11 protein-coding genes are annotated in these 14731 nt (G+C 67.1%); 8 read left to right on the forward strand and 3 right to left on the reverse strand.

The features are described 5' to 3' along the window. Window positions 1-21: 21 nt before the first annotated feature. Both EJI00_RS07225 and EJI00_RS07230 read left to right on the forward strand, forming a co-directional pair. The gene (locus EJI00_RS07225; RefSeq protein ID WP_126746794.1) at window positions 22-3678 is read left to right on the forward strand and encodes a hydantoinase B/oxoprolinase family protein; all 3657 of its coding nucleotides are present in this window, start codon (window positions 22-24) and stop codon (window positions 3676-3678) included. A 296-nt stretch (window positions 3679-3974) separates the two neighbouring features. Further along, window positions 3975-5051, forward strand: a complete 1077-nt coding sequence (locus tag EJI00_RS07230; RefSeq protein WP_126746795.1) for an IS110 family transposase — start codon at window positions 3975-3977, stop codon at window positions 5049-5051. A gap of 430 nt (window positions 5052-5481) precedes the next feature. Here the strand turns inward: EJI00_RS07230 and EJI00_RS07235 are convergent, their stop codons facing one another. Continuing rightward, window positions 5482-7179: an electron transfer flavoprotein-ubiquinone oxidoreductase gene (locus EJI00_RS07235; protein WP_126746796.1), complete on the reverse strand. Its 1698-nt coding sequence runs from the start codon at window positions 7177-7179 to the stop codon at window positions 5482-5484. Window positions 7180-7295: 116 nt separating this feature from the next. Here EJI00_RS07235 and EJI00_RS07240 point away from each other — a divergent pair, with 116 nt between their 5' ends. The 3 genes from EJI00_RS07240 to EJI00_RS07250 are packed head-to-tail and all read left to right on the forward strand — an operon-like array spanning window position 7296 to window position 9405. After that, window positions 7296-8078, forward strand: coding sequence for an SDR family oxidoreductase (locus EJI00_RS07240; RefSeq protein ID WP_126746797.1), 783 nt, complete (start codon window positions 7296-7298; stop codon window positions 8076-8078). A 20-nt stretch (window positions 8079-8098) separates the two neighbouring features. Then, on the forward strand, window positions 8099-8986 hold the full coding sequence (locus EJI00_RS07245; RefSeq protein WP_260590525.1) for a DMT family transporter: 888 nt from the start codon (window positions 8099-8101) through the stop codon (window positions 8984-8986). After that, window positions 8983-9405 carry an acyl-CoA thioesterase gene (locus EJI00_RS07250; RefSeq protein ID WP_126746799.1) on the forward strand — a complete coding sequence of 141 codons (423 nt, stop codon included), beginning with the start codon at window positions 8983-8985 and terminating at the stop codon, window positions 9403-9405. The genes EJI00_RS07245 and EJI00_RS07250 overlap by 4 nt, the downstream gene beginning before the upstream one ends. A gap of 27 nt (window positions 9406-9432) precedes the next feature. Here EJI00_RS07250 and EJI00_RS07255 read toward each other — a convergent pair whose 3' ends face one another. Both EJI00_RS07255 and EJI00_RS07260 read right to left on the reverse strand, forming a co-directional pair. Continuing rightward, a complete protein-coding gene (locus EJI00_RS07255; RefSeq protein WP_126746800.1) occupies window positions 9433-10785 on the reverse strand; it encodes an ATP-binding protein in 1353 nt (450 codons plus the stop codon). Beyond that, a complete protein-coding gene (locus EJI00_RS07260; protein WP_126746801.1) occupies window positions 10782-11456 on the reverse strand; it encodes a response regulator transcription factor in 675 nt (224 codons plus the stop codon). The genes EJI00_RS07255 and EJI00_RS07260 overlap by 4 nt, the downstream gene beginning before the upstream one ends. A gap of 146 nt (window positions 11457-11602) precedes the next feature. On the opposite strand from EJI00_RS07260, the gene EJI00_RS07265 reads away from it, so the two are divergent. The 3 genes from EJI00_RS07265 (at window position 11603) to EJI00_RS07275 (ending at window position 14724) form a co-directional block, all read left to right on the forward strand. Then, the gene (locus EJI00_RS07265; protein ID WP_126746802.1) at window positions 11603-12328 is read left to right on the forward strand and encodes a phosphatase PAP2 family protein; all 726 of its coding nucleotides are present in this window, start codon (window positions 11603-11605) and stop codon (window positions 12326-12328) included. Beyond that, a complete protein-coding gene (locus tag EJI00_RS07270; RefSeq protein ID WP_126746803.1) occupies window positions 12315-12884 on the forward strand; it encodes a phosphatase PAP2 family protein in 570 nt (189 codons plus the stop codon). Before EJI00_RS07265 ends, EJI00_RS07270 begins: the two co-directional genes overlap by 14 nt. Before the next feature lie 88 nt (window positions 12885-12972). Then, window positions 12973-14724: a phosphoethanolamine transferase gene (locus EJI00_RS07275; RefSeq protein ID WP_126746804.1), complete on the forward strand. Its 1752-nt coding sequence runs from the start codon at window positions 12973-12975 to the stop codon at window positions 14722-14724. Window positions 14725-14731 lie beyond the last annotated feature (7 nt).

A 14731-nucleotide genomic window follows, 5' to 3' on the forward strand; every position in this document is an offset into this window, starting at 1 on the left:
CCTGCGAAGACCCTTTCTCTCATGACCACGCATTCCCTTCTTCCGTCACGCTGGCAGTTCTGGATTGACCGCGGCGGCACATTCACCGACCTGGTCGGCCGCGATCCCGAGGGCGGCCTGCACACGCTCAAGCTGCTGTCCGAGAACCCCGAGCAGTACGAGGACGCCGCCGTCGAAGGCATCCGCCGCCTGCTGAAGCTCGCGCGCGGTGAGGCTGTCACGCCCGAGCGCGTCGAGTGCGTGAAGATGGGCACCACGGTGGCCACCAACGCGCTGCTGGAGCGCAAGGGCGAGCCCACGGTGCTGGTCACCACGGCGGGTTTTCGCGATGCGCTGCGCATCGCCACGCAGGCGCGGCCGCGCTTGTTCGACCGCCGCATCGTGCTGCCCGAGCTGCTCTACCAGCGCGTGATCGAGGCGAACGAGCGCATGGACGCACACGGCGGCATCGCCCAGCCGCTGGACGAAGAAGCACTGTGTTCGGCACTGCAGGAAGCCTTCGATGCCGGCCTGCGCGCCTGCGCCATCGTCTTCATGCACGGCTGGCGGTTCACCGCGCACGAAGCGGCGGCCGAGCGCATTGCGCGCGGCATCGGCTTCGCGCAGGTGTCGGTATCGCACAAGACCAGCCCGCTCATGAAGCTGGTGCCGCGAGGCGACACCACGGTGGTCGATGCCTATCTGAGCCCAATTCTCCGGCGCTACGTGGAGCAGGTGTCGCGGCAGATGCCGGGCGTGCCGCTGTTCTTCATGCAGAGCTCGGGCGGGCTCACGCAGGCCGACCGTTTCCAGGGCAAGGACGCGATTCTTTCGGGCCCCGCGGGCGGCATCGTCGGCATGGTGCGAACCGCGCTCGATGCCGGCCATGCGCGCGTGATCGGCTTCGACATGGGCGGCACTTCCACCGACGTATCGCACTATGCCGGCGAGTTCGAGCGCTCGTTCGAAACTCAGGTGGCCGGCGTGCGCATGCGCGCGCCGATGATGAGCATTCACACGGTGGCAGCGGGCGGCGGCTCGGTCATCGCCTTCGACGGCGCGCGGCTGCGCGTAGGGCCGGAGTCGGCCGGCGCCAACCCCGGGCCAGCCAGCTACCGGCGCGGCGGACCGCTCACCACCACCGACGCGAACGTGCTGCTCGGCAAGATCCAGCCTTCGCACTTCCCGCATGTGTTCGGGTCCAGCGCCGATGAGCCGCTCGACCTGGCAGCGGCAAGGAGCGGCTTCGACGCGATGGCGCGCCGCATGTCGGAGGCCACGGGCCGCGCCGTGAGCGCGGAAGAGGTGGCGAGCGGCGCACTGCGCATCGCCGTGGCCAGCATGGCCAATGCCATCAAGCGCATTTCGGTGGCGCGCGGCTACGACGTCACGCAGTACACGCTGCAGTGCTTCGGCGGTGCCGGCGGGCAGCATGCGTGCCTGGTGGCCGATGCATTGGGAATGCGCAGCGTCTACCTGCATCCGCTGGCGGGCGTGCTCTCGGCCTTCGGCATGGGGCTGGCTGACCAGCTGGCCATGCGCGAGCTGGCACTGGAGCGCCAGCTCGATGCGCAGGGGCTGGCGGCGGCACGCGAGGCGGCGTCCTCGCTGGCGGCGCAGGCCAAGGCAGAACTGCGCGAGCAAGGGGTGGCGGATGCAGCCATTGCCGCGATGCACCGCGTGCAGCTTCGCTACCACGGCACCGACACGGCGCTGGCGTGCGCGCTGCCCATGGAGGGTTCGGCTGACGACGCCATCGCCGCGATGCGTGAGGAGTTCGAGGCCGGCTATCGACGCCGCTTCGCCTTCCTGATGGCGGAACGGGCACTCGTCATCGAGGCCGTGACGGTCGAAGCCGTAGGTGCCGGCGAGCGCCGCGCACAGCCGGCCGCCCTGGCCGATGCAGCTTCATACGCACCCGATCCGCTGGCGGCAGTGCGCATGTACTGCGAGGCCGACGAAGAAGCCGCCGGCTGGCGCGATGCCGCGCTGTTCGACGAGGCGGCCCTCCAGCCCGGCGCGTCCATCGATGGCCCCGCCATCCTCGCGGGCCGCAACGCCACCACGGTGGTCGAGCCCGGCTGGCAGGCGCGCGCCACCGCCGCCGGCATCGAGCTGCACCGCGCGCGGCCGCGCGTGGCCACCCAGGCCATGGGCACCAGCGCCGACCCGGTGATGCTCGAGGTGTTCAACAACCTCTTCATGAACATTGCCGAGCAGATGGGCCTGCGGCTGCAGAACACCGCCTATTCGGTCAACATCAAGGAGCGGCTCGACTTTTCTTGCGCGCTGTTCGACGTGCAGGGCAACCTCATCGCCAATGCGCCGCACATGCCGGTGCACCTGGGCTCGATGAGCGAATCGATCAAGACCGTGATCGACGGCAACCCCGGCATGAAGCCCGGCGACGTCTTCGTGCTGAACGACCCGTATCACGGCGGCACGCACCTTCCGGACATCACGGTGGTCACGCCCGTGTACCTGGAAGCAGCCGATGCGCGGCCTTCGTTCTACGTCGCCTCGCGCGGCCACCACGCCGACGTGGGCGGCATCACGCCCGGCTCGATGCCGCCATTCTCCAGGAGCATCGAAGACGAAGGCGTGCTGATCGACAACTTCAAGCTGGTAGAGGGCGGCCGCCTGCGCGAAGCCGAGCTTCGCGCGCTGCTGGGAAGCGGGCCTCATCCGTCGCGCAACATCGAGCAGAACCTCGCCGACCTGCGCGCGCAGATCGCCGCCAACGAGAAGGGCGTGCAGGAGCTGCAGGCCATGGTGGCGCAGTTCGGCCGCGAGACCGTCGCCGCCTACATGGGCCATGTGCAGGACAACGCCGAAGAATCGGTGCGCCGTGTCATCACCGCGCTGAAGAACGGCGAGTTCACGCTGCCGCTGGATAACGGCGCGCAGATTTGCGTGTGCGTCACAGTCGATGCCGTGCGCCGCTCGGCCAAGGTCGACTTCACCGGCACCAGCGGGCAACTGCCCAACAACTTCAACGCCCCGCGCGCCATCACCATGGCGGCCGTGCTCTATGTGTTCCGCACGCTGGTAGACGACGACATTCCGCTCAACGCTGGCTGCCTCAAGCCCATCGAAGTGATCGTGCCGAGCGGGTGCATGCTTAACCCGCTGCCGCCGGCCGCGGTGGTGGCGGGCAATGTCGAAACCTCGAGCTGCGTAACCAACGCGCTCTACGGTGCGCTCGGCGTCATGGCGGCAAGCCAGTGCACCATGAACAACTTCACCTTCGGCGACGGCGAGCACCAGTATTACGAAACCATTTCGGGCGGCTCTGGCGCCGGCCCCGGCTTCGACGGCACGAGCGTGGTGCAGACCCACATGACCAACTCGCGGCTCACCGACCCCGAGGTGCTGGAGTTCCGCTACCCGGTGCGGCTCGACAGCTATCGCCTGCGCGCCGGTTCAGGCGGTGCAGGGCGCTGGCGAGGCGGCGACGGCGGCGTGCGGCGCGTGCGCTTCCTGGCGCCGATGACGGCATCGATCCTCAGCAATGGCCGGCTCTACGGAGCATTCGGCGGAGCGGGTGGCGAAGCCGGCGCGGTGGGCATCAACCGCGTGGAGCGGGCCGACGGCTCTGTCGAGATGCTGGACCACATCGGGCAGGTGCAGATGGCACCTGGGGACGTGTTCGTGGTCGAGACGCCTGGCGGGGGCGGGTGGGGCGAAGGTCAGCGCTGAATTGCGCGCTTTGGTGGCGGGGGTGCGCACCCGCCGACGGGGTACCTTTCTCCGCGAATGTCCCCCGGCCTGCGGCCTCCTCCTTTGTTTCGCTGCGCAAGGCACCCCGCCAGCGGGTGCGTTGCACAGAGCAGTCGTTGATCAGCGGTACACCACGGACGTGCCCAGGTGCACAGGGCATCGGGTGCCTTGCGCAGCGAAATGAATGCGAAGGGACTTCTCGCTTCCTGGTCACGGCATCGAGTGCCAAGATTGGTTTGCGAAGTCAATCTGAAACCTTTGGAAGGAGAAGTCCCATGAACGAGATTACCCGAGTCGGCATCGATCTGGCAAAGCACGTGATCCAGGTCTTTGCGGTTGACGCTGCCGGCGTGCGCGTCACGGGGCGCGCATTGCCGCGCACTAAATTCCTGGCCTGGTGCGCGCAACTGCCCGCGGGCTGCCTGGTCGCCATGGAGGCCAGCTCCAGTGCGCATTGCTGGGCGCGCAAGCTGCTCGCGCTGGGGCTGGATGCCCGCATCATCGCCGCCGCGCACGTCGTGCCCTATCGCCTGCAAGGCAAGAGCGGCAAGAACGACGCCAACGATGCCGCCGCCATCTGCGAGGCCGCCTCGCGCCCGCACATGCACTTCGTGCCCGTCAAGAGCGTGGAGCAGCAAAGCATGCTGTGCATTCACCGCCTGCGCGAGGGCGTCAAGGCAGACCGCACCGCCTGCATCAACCGCATTCGGGGCCTGCTGGCGGAGTTCGGACTGGTGTTCGCCCAAAGCCCAGAGGCGCTGCGCCAGGTTCTTCCCGATGCGATGGAAGACGCTGGCAATGAACTCGGCGGCCTCGCCCGGCTGGCGCTGCACAGGGCCTATGCGCAGTGGCAGGAACTCGATGCGCACCTGCGCTGGTGCGACGAGCGCATTGCCGCGCACGGCAAGGCCAGCGAGCAGGTGCGCCAGGCCGAGCAGTTGCTGGGCGTGGGACCGGTCACGGCCTCCGCGGTGGTGGCGACCGTGGGCGACTTCAAGCAATTCAAGAACGGTGCGCAGTTCGGCGCCTGGCTGGGCCTGACGCCCCGACAGAACTCCAGCGGGGGCAAGACCAACCTGGGGCGCATCACCAAGCGCGGCGACGCGTACCTGCGCACGCTGCTGATCCAGGGGGCCAAGTCGATGGTGCTGACGGCGCACAGGCGCGACGATCCGATCTCGCGCTGGGGGCAGGCCTTGCGTGAGCGCTGCGGCTGGCAGAAGGCCGTGGTGGCGTTGGCCAACAAGAACGCGCGCATTCTGTGGGCCGTGTTCGCACGGGGCCGGGCCTTCGATGCGCACCACGTCAGTACCAAGCCACCAGGCGCCATCGCCGCGGTGGTGGCGACGTAGCTCCATCCGTTCGAATACCCTTTGTTGTTGTTTATTTGTTTGCCAGACGTGAGTTCGAAGATGCAATGAACAGGTCAGACCGGCAGCGGGCAAGCTCGACTCCTCCTTGGTGATGTCGGTTGCAGTAGGCATCACGAGAAATGAATGGAGCCCCGCTGAGCGGTTCGTATCTGGGTCCGCACGGCCACGTGCCAGTGCAACAAGACCGTCGGTAGATGTGCAGTCTGTTCCTCGTTGCGTTGCGCCTCGATCCTCAATGCCTCGCAAGCGATACGGCTTGGCAGAAGAGCCGACCCGAACCACCCGTGCTTGACCGCGCGAGAAGTCCCGGTAAAAGGAGGAGGGGCGCAGCCCCGGGGGACATTCGCGGAGGGGAGTACCCGGTGGCCTTTGCACACGCCCTGAACAACAGCGTCAGCAAGAGCCTGTATTACATCCCCACGTAGTTAGGCCCGCCACCCCCCTCAGGCGTGACCCACACGATGTTTTGCGTCGGGTCCTTGATGTCGCAAGTCTTGCAGTGCACGCAGTTCTGCGCATTGATCTGCAGGCGCTGCTTGCCGTCGTCGGTGCCCACGAACTCGTACACGCCAGCCGGGCAGTAGCGGCTTTCAGGACCCGCGAACTTCGAGAGGTTGATGTTCACCGGAACCGATGCATCCTTGAGCGTCAGGTGGGCCGGCTGCTGCTCCTCGTGATTGGTGTTGCTGATGAACACGCTCGACAACCGGTCGAACGTGAGCTTGCCGTCCGGCTTCGGGTAGACGATGGGCTTGCACTCCGCCGCCGGCTTGAGATACATGTGGTCGGGCTTGTTGCGGTGCAGGGTCCACGGAATGTTGCCCTTCAGCAGCCATTGTTCGATGCCGTTCATGAGCGTGGCAATGCCCAGCCCCTTCTTGAACCAGGCCTTGAAGTTGCGTGCCTTCTTCAGCTCCGTGTAGAGCCAGCTCTTCTCGAACGCGGCCGGGTAGGCCGTGAGCTCGTCGTGCTGGCGACCGGCCTGCACCGCGTCGAAAGCGGCTTCGGCGGCCAGCATGCCCGTCTTGATGGCGGCATGGCTGCCCTTGATGCGGCTCACGTTCAGGTAGCCCGCCTCGCAGCCGACCAGCGCGCCGCCCGGGAAAACCGTCTTGGGCAGCGACATCAGCCCGCCCGCCGTGATGGCGCGCGCGCCATACCCGATGCGCTTGGCCGGCTTGATGCCCTTGGCCTCGTCGCCTTCAAGGTACCAGCGAATGTTGGGGTGCAGCTTCCAGCGCTGCATTTCCTCGAACGGGCTCAGGTACGGGTTGCTGTAGTCCAGGCCCGTGATGAAGCCCATGGAAATCTTGTTGTCTTCCATGTGATAGAGGAACGCGCCGCCATACGTGTCGCTCTTCATCGGCCAGCCGGCGGTGTGCAGCACAAAGCCCGGCTGATGGCGCTTGGGGTCGATCTCCCACACTTCCTTCACGCCCAGGCCGTAGGTCTGCGGGTCCCGGCCTTCGTCGAGCTTGAACCTGGCGATCAGCTGGCGGCCCAGGTGGCCGCGCGCGCCTTCGGCAAACACCGTGTACTTGCCCAGCAGCTCCATGCCCAGCTGGAAGTTCTCGGTCGGCTCGCCGTCCTTGCCCACGCCCATGTTGCCGGTGGCCACGCCGCGCACCGAGCCGTTCTCGTTGTAGAGCACCTCGGCCGCCGGAAAGCCCGGGAAGATCTCGACACCCAGGTTTTCGGCCTGCTGCGCCAGCCACTTGGTGAAGGCTCCCAGGCTGATGATGTAGTTGCCGTGGTTCTGGAAGCAGGCCGGCAGAAAGGCAGCAGGCGTGCGCAGGCCCGATTTTTCGCCCAGGAACACCATCGCGTCGTCGGTGACGGGCTGGTTCAGCGGAGCGCCTTGCTCCTTCCAATCGGGCAGCAGCTCGTTCAGCGCGCGCGGGTCCATGATGGCGCCCGAGAGAATGTGTGCCCCGGGCTCGGAGCCCTTTTCGAGCACCACCACCGAAATTTCCTTTTCGTGCTGCGCGGCCAGCTGCTTGAGCCGGATGGCGGTAGAGAGGCCGGCCGGGCCGCCGCCGACGACCACCACGTCATATTCCATGGATTCGCGGGGGCCGAACTGGGCGAGGATTTCGTCGTGGGTCATGTGGGTGTCGTCGATAATGATTTGAGGCTCGGACGCTTCGAGGGCGCGAAACATTTTATGTGGAGTGCAGGGCGTCACCTCGGCGACTCGGCAACGACTCAACAGGACCGCTTTTCATGGCTTACAGCATCGATCTTTCGGGCCGCGTGGCTTTCGTTACCGGCGCTTCCAGCGGGCTGGGCGCGCAGTTCGCAAAAACGCTGGCACGCGCCGGCGCCGCGGTGGTGCTGGCCAGCCGCCGGGTCGAAAAGCTCAAGGAACTGCGCGCCCGCATCGAAGGCGAGGGCGGCGATGCGCACGTGGTAGAACTCGACGTGACCGAGATCGGCAGCATCAAGGCTGCCGTGGCGCGCGCCGAAACCGAAGTGGGCCCCATTGACATCCTGGTCAACAACTCGGGCGTCAGCACCACCCAGCGCCTGCAGGACGTCACCCCCGACGACTACAACTACATCTTCGACACCAACGTGAAGGGCTCCTTCTTCGTCGCGCAAGAGGTGGGCAAGCGCATGCTGGCGCGCGCCAAGGGCTCGGCGCCGGGCACCTACATCGGCGGGCGCATCATCAACATCGCCTCGGTGGCGGCGCTCAAGGTCATGCCGCAGATCGGTGCCTACTGCATGAGCAAGGCCGCCGTGGTGCAGATGACCAAGGCCATGGCGCTCGAGTGGGGCCGCTTCGGCATCAACGTGAACGCGCTGTGCCCCGGCTACATCACCACAGAGCTCAACGAAGACCATTGGGCCTCCGAAGGCGGCGCCAAGCTCGTGAGCATGCTGCCGCGCAAACGGGTGGGCAAGCCTGAAGACCTGGACGGCCTCATCGTGCTGCTGGCCAGCGGCCAGAGCCATTTCGTGAACGGCGCGGTGATTGCCGCCGACGACGGGTTCGCGCTCTGACGCCGCGCGCCTGGGTTGGCATAGCCGCCGGGCTGGGCGCGGGTGCGCTCTGGGGCCTGGTGTTCGTGGCGCCGCGCATGGTCGGGCACTTTGGCATGGTCGACATCACGGCCGCGCGCTTCGCGGTGTTCGGCGCCATATCGGGGTTGGCAGTGTTCACGCGGCCCGCGTCGCTGCGCTGGCCGAACAGGCGCCAGGCGATGGCGGCGCTGGGCCTCAGCGTGCTAGGGTTCAGCGGCTACTACCTGCTGCTGGCCTTCGGCATTGCGGCGGCGGGCACAGAGGTCCCCAGCCTCATCATCGGCACCATTCCCGTCTGGATGATGCTGCTCGGCCGGCCCGCGGGGCTGCGCATGCGCGCGCTGCTGCCCGGCCTGGTGCTCACGGGCGCGGGCATTGCGCTGATGGTCTACGGCGCCTGGTCGGCGCAGCACGGCACGGCCGGCAACGGCGTTCGCTTCGGCTGGGGCATTGCATTGGCGCTCTGCGCCATGGCAAGCTGGACGGTGTACGGCTTGCTCAACGCCGCCTGGCTGCAGCGCCATACGGAGCTCAACGCGACCGACTGGGCCAACTGGCTCGGCATTGCGACCGGCGTGGGCGCCTTGCTGCTGTGGGTGGTGGCCGGCAGCGACGTGGCCACGCTTCGCGCGCAGCCCCAAGGCATGCTCTTCGTCTGGCTCGCATTGGCGGGCGGTTTCGGCTCTTCATGGCTCGCTACCATTTTGTGGAACATCGCGAGCCAGCGCCTGTCGGCCAGCCTGTGCGGCCAGCTCATCGTGAGCGAGACGTTGTTCGCCTTGCTCTATTCCTTTCTTTGGGACGGGCGCTGGCCCCAGGCTACCGAGCTGGCGGCCGCGCTGTTGTTCGTTCTTGGCATCCTCGCATCCATCAAGGCCCACCGATGAGAATCGAAATTCCCGAAAAGAAGAAGCTCGTGTATGAAATGTCGATCCCGATCCGCTGGGGCGACATGGACGCCATGGGGCACCTGAACAACGGCACCTACTTTCGCTACCTGGAAACCGCGCGCATCGACTGGATACATTCGCTCGGCATCGAGCCGACGCCGGGCGGCGAAGGCATGGTGATCGTCAATGCCTTCTGCAATTTCTACCGCCAGATCGAATATCCCGGCAATGTGCTCATCAAGATGTACGTGAGCGACCCGGCGCGAACTACCTTTGAGAGCTGGGCCACCATGGCCCGCGCCGAGGCGCCCGACGTGGTCTGCGCCGCAGGTGGCGCGACCACGATCTGGGTCGACTTTCCGAAGCAGAAGGCGCTGCCCTTGCCGGACTGGCTGCGCGCGGTGGTGAGCGAGTAGGGCGCGTGGTTCGCTCGTAAAGAGAAACTAGGCCGGCTGCAGCACGATGCGCGCCTCGAAACCGGTGGCCGCACCCGCCGGCGGCGATGCGAGTTCGAGCTTCGCGTTGTGCTTCTCGACGATGGTGCCCACGATCGACAGCCCCAGTCCGTAGCCCGCGCGGTCGGAGCTGTGGCGGACATGGCGCTGCTGCAAGGAGGCGAGCTGCGCCGCGCTTGCGCCGGGCCCGAAGTCGCGCACCGCGAGCGTGCAGGGTGCCATCACTTCCACCACCACGCGGGCGCCGCCGCTGTAGCGCAGCGCGTTTTCCACCAGGTTGCGCAGCGCAATCGCGAGGGCGTCGACGTCGCCCACTGCCACCGGGGCGGCACTGTCGGGCAGCTTGAGATCCAATCGTTCATTGACCTGCGGATCGTTCCAGAACTCCTGCACCACGGTGCCGGCGAGCTGGACCAGGTCGACCCGCGACCGCGCGAGCGATGCGCCCGACTCGGCCCGCGACAGCTGCAGCAGCTTTTCGGTGCGGTGGCTGAGCATTTGCAGCGCGTCGAGCGCGGCCTGCACATCGTTGCGCTGAAGGTCGTGCTCGAGTGCCGTCTGCAGGCGCAGCCGAGCCGCGGCCAGCGGCGTTCGCAGTTCGTGCGCGGCGTTGGCGGCCAGGGCGCGTTCGACATCGAGCGAATGCGACAGCCGCTCCAGCAGGCTGTTGACGTGGTCGCCCACCGCGCGCAGCTCGCGCGGCAGGCCGGGCAGGGCAATGGGCCGCAGGTCGGAGCCGCTGCGCTTCTCGATCTCGCCCGCCAATTGCTGCAGCACGCGCAGTTCGGTGCGGGCCACGTTGCGCAGCACCAGCGCGAGGAGCGGCAGCACGGCGCCAAGCGGAATGATCAGGCCGAACAGCGTGCGGTTCAGCGCCGAACGCCGCTCGTCCAGCGGATCGGCCACCTGGAAGTACAGCCCCCGCGTGGGGTGCCGCACGGTATAGATGCGCCAGGTCTGGTTGTTGGCAAAGCCCGAGGCCAGCGGAACGTCGAAGGCATTGGTGGGTGCCTCGGCCGAGCGCAGCAGCACCTGCTCGTGGATGTCGACCACCTGGTACTTCACGGCATCCGCCGAAAACAGCTGCTTGGGCGCGATCAGCGGCGTTTCCGCGGGGGAGCCCGTCTGCTGCAGCTTGTCAAACTCCTGCACCGCCATGTCGAACATGCGGTGCGACACCTCGACCAGCTCGTTGTCGAAGTTGTGGTTGATCTCGCGGTCCACATACCAGACCACCGCCAGCACGCACAGCAGCCACACGCCGCCGACCCAAACGATCAGGGTGCGCGTCAGCCGCCCGGCCAGCGTGTCCCGGCCGTTGCTCGGAAATGGAGCGCTCATTCGTCGTCGCCCGCCGATGTCGACAGGCGATAGCCGAGGCCGCGCAGTGTCTGGATGTGGCTCTTGCCCAGCTTGCGCCGGAGGCGGCTGATGAACACCTCGAGCGTGTTGCTGTCGGCCTCGTCGCCGAAGCCATAGAGCGCGTCGGCCAGGTTTTCGCGGGTGTGGATGCGCTCGGGCCGGGTGGCCATCACGCGCAGCAGGGCCCATTCTTTCTGGGTCAGGACGACCGGATTCCCGTCCTTGCGAACCCGGTCTTGCGCCAGGTCGATCTCCAGCGTGCCCAGATGCAGCACCGGCGAACTGCCGGCGTTGCGCCGCCGCTCGACGGCGCGCAGCCGCGCCAGCAACTCGGCCGGGTCATAGGGCTTGATGAGGTAGTCGTCCGCGCCGGCATCGAGCCCGCGGATGCGGTCGGTCACCTGGTCGCGCGCGGTCAGCACGATGACGATGGGCGGCTCGCGCAGCGCGCGCACTTGCGGCAGCAGCGAAAGGCCGTCGCCATCGCCCAGGTGCAGGTCGAGCAGCACGGCAGCGTATTGCACCGAAAGCAGGGCGCCGCGCGCTTCGGCAAGGCCGGGCGCCACGTCGACGACGAACGCCTTCGCAAGCAGATAGCTGCAGACGGCGTCTGCCAACGCACTGTCATCTTCGACAAGCAATATCCGCACGCGAGGGGGTCTTTCGAGAAAAAACGAAGTCTAGCGCCGACCGAGGTGCCGCCGCAGCCGGGTCAGCTCTCGTTCAGACCGCTTCAGGAACGGTTCAGGCCGCAAACGTAGGCTCAAGGGGTGTTTTCAGACCTGCTTTTCTGCTCATGACGCGTGCTCCGAACCTTTCGAATCCGTCGAACATCCGCCTGGGGGGCTGGACGCTCCTTGCTCTGGTGCTCCTGCTGGCCTGGGATGCCACGGGGGGCGATCTTGCATTGGCGCGCCTGGCAGGCACGCCCATGGGCTTTCCGTGGCGCGACAACGCCTTTCTTGTCCGCGTGATGCATGAGGCGGCAAAGAACCTGAGCTGGCTGTGCGTGATTGCGCTGTTCGCCGCCATCCGCTGGCCGCTGGGCATCTTGCGGCGGCTGCCTGTTCGTGCACGGGCGCAACTGGCCTTCACGGTGCTGCTTTCGGTCATCGCAATCAGCCTGCTCAAGCATGCGAGCCATACGAGCTGCCCGTGGGACCTGAAGGAATTCGGCGGTGTGGCAAGCCATGTGTCGCATTGGGCGTGGAAGGTGTACGACGGCGGCCCGGGCGGATGTTTTCCGGCGGGCCATGCCTCCGCCGCGTTTGCCTATGCGGGCGGCTTTTTCGTGCTGCGGCGCGTGTCGCCTCGCGGGGCCATCGCCTGGCTTTGCGTTTCCCTGGCCGCGGGGTTGATGCTTGGCGTGTCGCAGCAGCTGCGCGGCGCGCACTACATGAGCCACACGCTGTGGACGGCCTGGATCTGCTGGACCGTCGGTTTTGCCATCGAGCTGATCGCCGCGCCCCGCGGCACCCCCTTGCCGGCACCCGGGCCGGCCGCCTTGCATGCAGGCCCTTGATATTGCCCTGTTCGAGCTGATCAACGCGGGTGCCACGGCGCCGGCGTGGAGCATCCATTTCGCGCGCTTTGCCTCCGATGTGCTGCCGACCCTGCTGGCCCTCGCGGTCATGGGCGCGGCGGCAATCGACCGGCGCCTGCGCTATGCCTTCTTTACCGCGCTGGTCAGCGTGCTGGCCGTCTGGGTCCTGGTGAACGTGTTCCGTTCGGTCATGCCGTTCCAACGGCCCGCGTTCTATGGGCTGGGCGTGCAGTGGGCGCCGCAGGGCGCGCGGCCGGGCTTTCCGAGCCTGCATGCCGCGGGCACCTTTGCCGCCGCGTTTGCGCTCTGGTGCCTGCCGTGGCGCGCGCCCATGATTGCGGCGCTGGTGGTGGCCGCCGTCGTCGGATGGAGCCGCGTGTTCCTGGGGCTGCACTTTCCGTTCGACGTGGTCGTCGGCGCCATGCTGGCGGCGCTGGTCGCGATCGTGGTCGAGCGCCGCGTCAGTCGCCCATTGAACCTGGCACTCAGGGCCTATATGCGGCCCCGGCTGCGGGCAAGGCGAGCCCGCGCCTAGCCAGGGGAGGGCCTCCGCGGGCCCATTCTGAACGCCGGCTGAACGGGCCATTCAGGCTTCCTTCAGTTGCGCTTTCTACAGTCGGCGCATGTCATTTACGCGAATCGAGCCTGCGCCCGCACGGGGCATGGAACCGCCTGCAGCCAGCGCGCCTTACCTGGCATTTGCACATGCGCTCTGGGCACGCATCGACCTGTGGCTCGCACGGCCGCGCACGGCGCAACGGGTGGTGGTGTGGCTCGCCCTCTACCTTGCCGCCGCCGCCAACTGGCCGCTGTGGGACGAACTCGCGCGCATCGGCGGCGCACCGAGCGCCTACCTGCCCACCACCGCAGCCATGGCGGTGCTCATGGTGTGCGCCACCGTGGCGCTGCTGTCCTTCACCGCATGGTCGCGCTGGATGAAGCCGCTGTGGTTTGCCGTGGTGCTGATGGCGGCGTTCGTGCAGCACTACATGCTCGAGTACCGGGTGGTGATGGATCCGACCATGATTGCCAACGTGCTGCAGACCGACCCGAACGAGGCGCGAGACCTCATGAGTTGGCGCATGGCGTTCCATGTGCTGCTGGTTGTGCTGCTGCCGGGTGTGGCGCTCTGGCGCGCGCGCATCGTGCCGATGCGCTTTGTCGGCAAGCTCTGGCGCAACGCGGCGCTGCTGGTGCTGGCCGCGGTGATGGCCTTGGCGGCGGCCGTGTCGATGAACCGCCAGCTCGCGCCGCTGATGCGCAACAACGTGCACCTGCGCTACATGATGAACCCGGTGGCGAGCCTCTATTCGGCCGGCTCGGTGCTCATCAAGCCGCTGTTCAAGCGCAGCCGCAAGCTGATTCCCATCACCGCCGGCACGGCGCTGGGCGCGAGCTATGCCGGGCAGGCCCGGCCGCCGATGTTCGTGCTGGTGGTGGGCGAAACAGCGCGGGCCGACCACTTCGGCCTGAACGGCTATGCCCGCGACACCACGCCCGAGCTGGCCGCGCGGGGCGTGCTGAGCTACCGCGACGTGCATTCGTGCGGCACCAACACGCTCGCGTCGGTGCCGTGCATGTTCTCGCCGCTGGGCAAGCAAGGCTACGAATCGCGCAAGGACGACTACGAGAACCTGGTCGACGTGCTGCAGGCCGCCGGCCTGGCCGTGCTGTGGCTCGACAACCAGGCGGGCTGCAAGGACGTCTGCACGCGCATTCCGAATGCCTCGGCGTTCGACAGCCTTTCGCCCGCGCAGAAGAGCGCGCTGTGCGACGGCGAGGAGTGCCTGGACGACGTCATGCTCAAGGGGCTCGACGCACGCATCGCGGCGCTGCCGGCCGAGCGCCGCGCAAAGGGCGTGGTGCTGGTCATGCATCAGATGGGTAGCCATGGGCCGGCCTACTACAAGCGTTCGGCGCCGGAGGTGAAGCGCTTCCTGCCCGAGTGCAAGACCAACGCACTGGCCGAGTGCGGCCATGCGGAGCTGCAGAACGTGTACGACAACTCCATCGCCCAGACCGACCACTTCCTGGGCCAGACCATCGACTGGCTCAAGGCCCAGTCGGGGCGCTACGACCCGGCGCTGCTGTACGTGAGCGACCATGGGGAGTCGCTCGGCGAGTACGGCCTGTTCCTGCATGGCGTGCCCTACAGCTTTGCGCCGGAGGCGCAGAAGCACGTGCCCATGGTCACCTGGTTCGGCCAGGGCATGAGCGAACGCCGCAAGCTCTCGATGCCGTGCATGGAAGCGGGGCTCGACACGCCGCTCACGCACGACAACCTCTATCACACCGTGCTGGGGTTGATGGATGTGAGCAACTCCACCTACAAGCCCGCCTTGGACGCGCTCGCGTCCTGCCGAAACAAGGCCTGAAGGATCG

Origin of the sequence: Variovorax sp. DXTD-1 (assembly GCF_003984625.1) — a bacterium.
Lineage (GTDB): Bacteria > Pseudomonadota > Gammaproteobacteria > Burkholderiales > Burkholderiaceae_C > Variovorax.